Source organism: Bradyrhizobium sp., assembly GCF_050014615.1.
GTDB lineage: Bacteria > Pseudomonadota > Alphaproteobacteria > Rhizobiales > Xanthobacteraceae > Bradyrhizobium.
The window spans coordinates 1-7,649 of the sequence record NZ_JBEKCZ010000239.1; the positions used below are offsets into that span (position 1 = coordinate 1).

Annotated in this window: 8 protein-coding genes; 1 reads left to right on the forward strand and 7 read right to left on the reverse strand. The window is 64.1% G+C overall.

Going from position 1 to position 7,649, the window contains the following annotated elements; all coding sequences use genetic code 11:
* The 6 genes from ABR948_RS26275 to rsmI form a co-directional block, all read right to left on the reverse strand.
* On the reverse strand, positions 1-610 hold a 610-nt coding region (locus ABR948_RS26275; protein WP_428123554.1), incomplete at its 3' end, for an AraC-like ligand-binding domain-containing protein.
* A gap of 82 nt (positions 611-692) precedes the next feature.
* Positions 693-1,109, reverse strand: a complete 417-nt coding sequence (locus ABR948_RS26280; protein WP_428123557.1) for a cupin domain-containing protein — start codon at positions 1,107-1,109, stop codon at positions 693-695.
* 80 nt (positions 1,110-1,189) lie between these two features.
* Positions 1,190-2,161: an MBL fold metallo-hydrolase gene (locus ABR948_RS26285; protein ID WP_428123559.1), complete on the reverse strand. Its 972-nt coding sequence runs from the start codon at positions 2,159-2,161 to the stop codon at positions 1,190-1,192.
* Between the two features lie 198 nt (positions 2,162-2,359).
* On the reverse strand, positions 2,360-3,307 hold the full coding sequence (gene gshB / locus ABR948_RS26290; protein ID WP_428123561.1) for a glutathione synthase: 948 nt from the start codon (positions 3,305-3,307) through the stop codon (positions 2,360-2,362).
* A gap of 31 nt (positions 3,308-3,338) precedes the next feature.
* The gene (locus ABR948_RS26295; RefSeq protein ID WP_428123563.1) at positions 3,339-3,764 is read right to left on the reverse strand and encodes a YraN family protein; all 426 of its coding nucleotides are present in this window, start codon (positions 3,762-3,764) and stop codon (positions 3,339-3,341) included.
* Positions 3,751-4,710, reverse strand: coding sequence for a 16S rRNA (cytidine(1402)-2'-O)-methyltransferase (gene rsmI, locus ABR948_RS26300; RefSeq protein ID WP_428123565.1), 960 nt, complete (start codon positions 4,708-4,710; stop codon positions 3,751-3,753). Before rsmI ends, ABR948_RS26295 begins: the two co-directional genes overlap by 14 nt.
* Positions 4,711-5,100: 390 nt before the next feature.
* On the opposite strand from rsmI, the gene ABR948_RS26305 reads away from it, so the two are divergent.
* Positions 5,101-6,393: a penicillin-binding protein activator gene (locus ABR948_RS26305; RefSeq protein ID WP_428123567.1), complete on the forward strand. Its 1,293-nt coding sequence runs from the start codon at positions 5,101-5,103 to the stop codon at positions 6,391-6,393.
* A 137-nt stretch (positions 6,394-6,530) separates the two neighbouring features.
* On the opposite strand, the gene hemW is transcribed toward ABR948_RS26305, so the two are convergent.
* Positions 6,531-7,649 (reverse strand): radical SAM family heme chaperone HemW (gene hemW, locus ABR948_RS26310; protein ID WP_428123569.1); only part of this gene is annotated, 1,119 nt, incomplete at its 5' end.

Here is a 7,649-nt window from a genome sequence, read left to right on the forward strand (position 1 = left end):
CGAACTCACTTCCGGAGGCGAGCGCCAACAGCGCGCCCAGCTGATCGGTCATGATTTGCGCCGGCAGTGGTCTCGCGATGGCGAGCTCCGGCGATAGTTCACGCGCGAACCCGCTCAACGCACGGCCCCAGCCGGCATCGCCGTCGATCGGCCGGCCGATCATGCGCGCAGGATCGGGCAGCCAGGATTCCACCCATGATGGCGCCAGTTCCAGGGAAACCGTGTCGGCGGAGACCGGAAAGTGAAATTCGTAAGGCCGCCGCGAATCCACCAGAACGACGTCGCCCGGCTTCATGCGCTCCATGCGGCCGTTCTGGGCGACGGCGAACGCGCCGTTGGTCTTGCACAAGAGGTAGTAATAGTCGGCGCGGGATCGCCGGATCGCGGTGTGGCTGCGGTAGACGTCCTGCGCGCTGCCGCGTACACGATTGACGCCGATCGCGCCCAGTTGCGCGCTTTCCAGACTGGATTCGAAGGCGGTGGCAACCGGCGTGGTTGCCGTCATTTCAAGAAAACCCTCGCAGATCGCGCCGATCCAGTAATCGAGGCGCCGCCTCGGGCTTTCGGCGTCGGTAGACCATTTGCGAATCGCTGATCCCGGAGATTTCACCGCAACACTCCCATCGTGAATGCCTCAGGTGGAGATTCCATTGGGGATCATAACCCAGAGCATGATCCGGAAAAGGGGGAAACTACCGCTTCACCTCAACCGCGACCGGCTGATCCTTGGCCTTGATCCGGATCACGATGGTTTTGGATTCCCTGTCGGTAGCGTTGCGACCGAAATGCGGGGTGTTCGGCGGCGTGTAGATCGCCTCGCCGGCTTTGACGATTTTGGTGCCGACGCCGTCGATCTCGAAGGTCTGTTCGCCCTCGACGACATAAGTGAGCTCATGGCCTTGCGGATGCATGTGCAGCGGCAGCCGGTAACCGGGCTGCCAGGTCGAGGCGAACAGCAGCAACTCCTGGCCGGGTAAATTATTCAGGTCGGTCTGGAACACCAGTCTGCTCGCAAGCGCCGGCGCCTGGGCATGGATCAGTTCGGATGAGCCGGCGCCGATCAGGATTCCGCCGGCGAACAGGATCGCCGCCAATAATTTCGTTTTCATGTTTGATATTCCGGATTGAAATTGAAAAACGGGGCAGCTCATAGCTGCCCCGCTTCTACGTCTGCCTTGCGCGCCTGCGTTCAGAGCAGCATCGCCATCGGTTCGGGATAATAATGGAAGCCCTCGCCGGCCTTGGCGACGTGGCCATAGCCCGGCCACGCGAAGTGATAGGACATCACGGCTGTCTTGTTGGCCGCCAGCATGGTCAGCATTTTCACCCGCGATTGCGCCGCCTGTTTCGGGTCGGTGTCGTAGGAGAATTCCATCAGCGGTTTTTCGAGCAGCAGCACCGCGTGGTGGGTGAGATCGCCGAGGAAGGCGAAGGATTTTCCGTCCGATGTCACCATGAACATGTGGTGGCCGACGGTATGTCCGGGCGCCGCCATGGCCTGAATGCCGGGCAGGAATTCCTCGCCGTCCTTGAAATACACCAGCCGGTCGCGGATCGGCAGCAGGTTCTTGCGCGCGTGAACGACGAAATCCTTCAGCGGGCTGCCGAGCTTGCCCTCGTCGGTCCAGAAATCGTAATCGCTCTGGGCGATGTAGAACTGCGCGTTCGGGAACAGCACCCTGCCGTTGGCGTCGACGACGCCGCCGATATGATCGATGTGGGCGTGCGAGAACACCACGGCATCGATATCTTCCGGCTTGATGCTGGCTTCCGCCATGCTCTTCTGCTGGCGGCCGGTGGTCGGGCCGAACAGATGCGACGTGCCCATGCCGGTGTCGAACAGCACGAGCTTGTCGCCCATGTTGACGATCGGGGAGTTCTGCTCGAGCACGACGTTGTCGGGCGACAGGAAATTGTCGCTCAGCATTTTCCTTACTTCTTCATCGGGCACGCCGACGAAGGTGCCCTTGGGCGGGCCGAGCGGCAGCGGGCCGTCGGAAACCACCGTCACTTCGGCGCTGCCGAGATTGAACCGATGCCAATAGGGGGTCTGCGTTCCAACCTTGGGGGCCCGCGCCAGCGCGCTGCCGCCAAGCACGGTCGATGCGCCCAGACCGGCGCCGAGCGCAAGCAGGGACCGTCGCGAAACATCATATGTCATGCGTTCTTCCTCCACTGTTTTTTGAATGGTGCTTTTTGAATTATGCGTTTTGCCGCCCGGGCGGATTAAGCTTCCGCTTGTTGTCCGGGCAACCACAGGCTGCGCCTGCTTTTGCTAGCTGGCAAGCAGATTCAGGCGCGCAAAAAACGCGCGGCAGGTCAGCGGAAATGTGTCGGCTGGATTACGAAGCGAGGAGAATTATTTTCCGCTTCGCCTGGTCTCGATCGTGTCCCAGATCTTCGCCGCGACATCCGGCCCGCCGAGCCGGGCGATGGCGCGGATGCCCGTCGGCGAGGTGACGTTGATCTCGGTGAGGTTGCCGTCGATCACGTCGATGCCGACGAACAATAATCCGCGCGCGCGCAAGTGGGGCGCCAATGTGGCGCAGATTTCGCGCTCGCGGTCTGATAGCTCGGTAGCCTGGGCGGCGCCGCCGCGGACCATGTTGGAGCGCAGATCGTCCGGCGCCGGCACGCGGTTGACGGCGCCGGCGAATTCGCCGTCGACCAGGATGATGCGCTTGTCGCCGTGTTTCACTTCGGGAAGGAAGCGCTGGATCACCCAGGGCTCCCGGAAGGTCACCGAAAACATGTCGAACAGGGAGCCGAAATTCATGTCCTGCGGCATCACCCGAAATACCGCCGCGCCGCCATGGCCGTGCAGCGGCTTCATGACCACGGCGCCATGCTCGTCGCGGAAGGCGTTGATTTCGTCGAGATCGCGCGAGATCAATGTCGGCGGCATCAGCTGCGGGAAATCCATCACGAAGATCTTTTCCGGCGCGTTGCGCACGCTGGCGGGATCGTTCACCACCAGCGTCTTCGGATGCAGCCGCTCCAGCAAATGCGTCGAGGTGATATAGGCCAGATCGAACGGCGGATCCTGCCGCAGCAGGATGACGTCATATTGCGCCAGCGGCTCGCGCCGCGGCTCGCCCAGCGTAAAGTGATCGCCGACGTCGTCGCGCACGGTGAGCACCTGGACCGGCGCCACCACCTCCTCGCCTTTGAGCGATAGCTTGTCCGGCGTGTAATAGGACAGCGCGTGGCCGCGCTTTTGCGCTTCCAAAAGCAGCGCAAAGGTGGAATCGCCGCGGATGTTGATGCGCGCGATGGGGTCCATCTGGACGGCGACGTTCAATTTCATGGGGGTCCGCGGTTCTCTGGAGATCAGGGTGTCAGGTGCTGGCGTCGAACGCCGCTAACAGATGGCGCGGCAGACGCCGCGGCGCAATCAGCATGGCGTCGAAACGTAGCTCAAATTCGGCATGTTCGGGATGCGCCACGAGCCAGAGCTGCAGCCAGGCCTGGGCGGCATTGATGATGCGCGCCTGCTGGCGCGCCGTCACCGCATAGGCGGCCTCATCGAGGCTGGCGCGGGCTTTGACTTCGATAAACGCCAGTAGATTGCGCCGCCGCGCCACGATGTCGATTTCGCCGTAGGGCGTGCGATAACGTTTGGCCAGGATGCGGTAGCCCTTGGCCATCAGATAGGCCGCGGCGCGCGCTTCCGCCGACAGCCCGGTTTGAAACGCCGCGAGGCGCGCCGGCGACGCGGCTTTTGTCGGCTTCTCGGGCGGTGAGGCGCCGTCAGTCTTCGCCATCGTCGGCCTCTGTGTCGGCTTCCTTGGCGAGTTCGAGCGCGCGGGCATAGATTTCGCGGCGCGGCCGGCCGGAGACCTCGACCGCATGCGCCACCGCATCCTTGACGCTGTCGCGCTTGAGCCGGCTGCGCAGGAGATCATCCAGTTCATCCGCGGCCATGGTTCGCGCGCCCGCCGCAGCGGGCCCGATCACCAGCACGAATTCGCCGCGCTTTTCCAGCTTATCGGCGGCGCGCGCCAGTTCGGCGATCGGTCCGCGCGTGATCTCCTCATGCAGTTTCGTCATTTCGCGGCACAACGCGCCGTCGCGCGCGCCCATGATGTCGGCCAGATCGGCCAGCGTGTCCTGCACCCGGTTGCCGGATTCGAACATCACAAGCGTGGCGTCGATCCGCGCCAGCTCGGCCAGCCGGGCCCGCCGCGCGACCTGTTTGGGCGGCAGAAATCCCTCGAAGAAGAATCGATCGGTGGGCAATGCCGCCACCGATAACGCCGCCAGCACCGAGGAGGGGCCCGGCAGCGCGATCACAGGATAACCCGCCGCGCAGGCCTCGCGCACCAGCTTGAAGCCGGGATCGGAGATCAGCGGCGTGCCGGCATCCGACACCAGCGCGATCGAGGCGCCCTGCGATAATTTCTCCAGGATTTTCGGTCGCGCCAGCGCGGCATTGTGCTCGTGATAGGGTTTCAGAAGCGCTGTGATCGCATAGCGCTCGGTCAGCCGGCGGCTGATGCGGGTGTCCTCGCAGGCGATGATGTCGACGCCGGCCAGCGTTTCCAGCGCCCGCAGGGTGATGTCGCCGAGATTGCCGATCGGGGTCGCGACCAGATGCAGGCCCGGCGCGGCCTTCGGCGCGGTCAGGATATGGGGCCCGACGGAAAATGTCCGCGCCGGGGGTGCTGTCAGATCTTCAGTGCTATTTATGTGGGCAGCTTTTGGGCGCATAATCTCAATCTAGAGCGTTTTCACGCCAAGTGGATAGCCAAGGATACTGCGAAGGATACCGCGAAGTGGATACCGGTTGGCGCGAAGCAACTACGCCACGATCCTGCGGCCTTTGGCAGATCTCTTTGGCAGGTCTCTTGGGCAGATCATTTGGGCAGATCTTTTGGAATAGCCTGGGAATGGTCTGGCAAGACCTTGCTGCAGTGCGGGGAAATACCATTTCCCTGCAACCGGCGGCGATGTCGCAGGCCACAATCCTTTTGTTTTGGTTAACTATTCGCCGACAATATGCCTGAATCCACCCCTCCTGATCCCGGGAGGTTGAAGTACCTGAGTTCAAGTCCTTGAGTGAGTTCTGGCCGATCCCGGTCGGCCAAGAGAAGAGATGCGATGGTGGGCCCGCGAAATCCCAACGATCTGGGCAAGGAGACTGGCAAGGATCTGCCTGCCGGATCCAGGCCTTCCGGGGCCAAGTCTTCTAAGTCTAAGTCTGCCGGGGCCACCCGGCGGACGGCGGTCGGCCTGATTCTCGGCGCGCCGCTGCTTGCCGCCTGCTCCGGGGTGCAGAATAGCCTCAGCCAGTTTTCCAATCCGTTCAGTCCTTCGCAGCCGGCGCCTGCGCCCGGTCCCGCGGGCCCGGTGCAGCAGTCGGCCGTGGTCGGCAATGGCGGGGTCAAGGTCGGCCTGATCCTGCCGCTGTCGGCGGCGGGCAATGCCGGCGTCGCCGCGCAATCGATGAGGAGCGCCTCTGAGATGGCGCTGTCGGAATTCCTCAATCCCAATATCCAGCTTCTGATCAAGGATGACACCGGCAGTCCGCAAGGCGCGCAGCAGGCCACCCAGCAGGCGCTCGGCGAAGGCGCGGAAATCATCCTGGGCCCGCTGTTTGCGCTGTCGGTCCCGGCGACGGCGCAGTTGACCCGGGCGCGCGGCGTCTCGGTGATCGCGTTCTCGACCGATTCGAGCGTCGCCGGCCGCGGCGTCTATCTCTTGAGCTTCCTGCCGGAGTCGGACGTCAACCGCATCATCGAATACGCGGCCAGCACCGGCAAACGGTCGTTCGCGGCGCTGCTGCCCGAGAATGCCTATGGCAACGTGGTCGAGGCCGCGTTCAAGCAGGCGGTGGGCCGCCGCGGCGGACGCGTCGTGGCGTTTGAAAAATACGGCGCCGACCGCACCGCGCCGGCGCAACGGGTGGCGCAGGCGCTCGGCCAGGCCGATGCGCTGCTGCTGGCCGATGATGGCGATTCGGTAGCCACAGTGGCCGACGCGCTGACCGCGGCCGGCGCCAATCTGAAGAGCCTGCAGCTGCTCGGCACGGGTCTGTGGGATAATCCGCGGGTGTTCGCCAGTCCAAAGCTACAAGGTGGCCTCTATGCCGCGCCGGATCCGTCGGGCTTTCGCGCCTTCGCGACGCGCTACCGCGCCAAATTCGGCACCGAGCCGGTGCGCACCGCGACGCTGGCCTATGACGCGGTGGCGCTGGTCGCGGCACTGGCGCGAACCCAGGGCGGGCAACGGTTCACCCAGGACGTGCTGACCAACACATCGGGGTTTGCCGGCATCGACGGCCTGTTTCGTTTCCGCCCCGACGGCACCAATGAGCGCGGTCTCGCGGTGATGCGGGTGGCAACGGGCGGCGGCGTGCCGGTCGCCGGTTCGCCGAAGAGTTTTGGCGCGTAGGTTTTTTTCGCCCCTGCGAACGCAGGGGCCCATAACCACAGGCGTTTGTTGTTGTGGAGAGGCGTCTAATCCCTGCGCTAAATTGCAAGGACACGGCGTATGGGTCCCCGCGTGCGCGGGGACGACAACCGAGAAGATCAGGCCGCCAGATCCGCCACCACCGCGTCGAGCACCGGAAATCCGGCCTGGGTGACGCGCAGCCGTCCGTTGTCATCGATCGTGATGGCGCCTTCGTCGCGCAGGATCGCGACCCGGGCGGGATCGAGCGCGCGTCCCGACAGCGCCGCATAACGCTTGGGGTCGATGCCCTCGGCGAGCCGCAGCCCCATCAGCAGGAATTCGTCGGCGCGCTCTTCGCTGTTGAGGTGGTCGTCGGTGACGACGCCGTGGCCGGACGACTCGACCCGCATCAGCCACGCCTCCGGGCGCTTTTCGGTGGCGATCGCGTGCCTTGTGCCCTCGATATCGAGCCGGCCATGCGCGCCGGGACCGATGCCGGCATATTCCTCGCCGCGCCAGTACACCAGATTATGTTTGCACTCGGCGCCTGCGCGCGCGTGATTGGAAATCTCGTAGGACGGCAGTCCGTATTGAGCGCAAACATCCTGCGTGACGTCATACAGCGCGCGCGCGGTGGCTTCGTCCGGCGTCTTGAGCTTGCCGGCGGCATGCAGGCCGAAGAACGGCGTGCCTTCCTCGATCGTGAGCTGATAGAGCGACAGATGCTCGGCCGCCTCCGAGATCGCGAGCTTCAATTCATCGGCCCACATCTGCGGGGTCTGATCGGGACGGGCATAGATCAGGTCGAAGGAATAGCGATCGAACGCGGTGCGCGCGATCTTGACCGCATCCAGCGCCTCGCGCGCGCTGTGCAGGCGTCCCAGCGCTTTCAGCGAGGAATCATCCAGCGCCTGCACGCCGAGCGATACCCGGTTGACCCCGGCTGTGCGATAGCCGGCAAACCGTGTCGCCTCGACGCTGGTCGGATTGGCTTCCAGCGTGACTTCGACATCCGGCGCGACGCGCCAATGCTTGCCGATCGCATCCAGGATCGCGCCCACCGTTTGCGGCCGCATCAAGGACGGCGTGCCGCCGCCGAGGAAGATCGACGAGACTTCCCGGTCCGGCGCGCGCGCCGCGGTGGTTTCGATCTCGCGGGCGAAGGCGCGCGCGAATCGATCCTCATCAACAGGCGCATGCCGGACATGGCTGTTGAAATCGCAATACGGACATTTCGACAGGCAAAACGGCCAGTG

Bases quoted from the DNA above. Each gene is read 5' to 3' on its own strand.
- gshB (WP_428123561.1), bottom strand. From the start codon at position 3,307: ATGAAATTGAACGTCGCCGTCCAGATGGACCCCATCGCGCGCATCAAC.
- rsmI (WP_428123565.1), bottom strand. From the start codon at position 4,710: ATGCGCCCAAAAGCTGCCCACATAAATAGCACTGAAGATCTGACAGCA.
- ABR948_RS26305 (WP_428123567.1), top strand. From the start codon at position 5,101: ATGGTGGGCCCGCGAAATCCCAACGATCTGGGCAAGGAGACTGGCAAG.
- ABR948_RS26295 (WP_428123563.1), bottom strand. From the start codon at position 3,764: ATGGCGAAGACTGACGGCGCCTCACCGCCCGAGAAGCCGACAAAAGCC.
- ABR948_RS26280 (WP_428123557.1), bottom strand. From the start codon at position 1,109: ATGAAAACGAAATTATTGGCGGCGATCCTGTTCGCCGGCGGAATCCTG.
- ABR948_RS26285 (WP_428123559.1), bottom strand. From the start codon at position 2,161: ATGACATATGATGTTTCGCGACGGTCCCTGCTTGCGCTCGGCGCCGGT.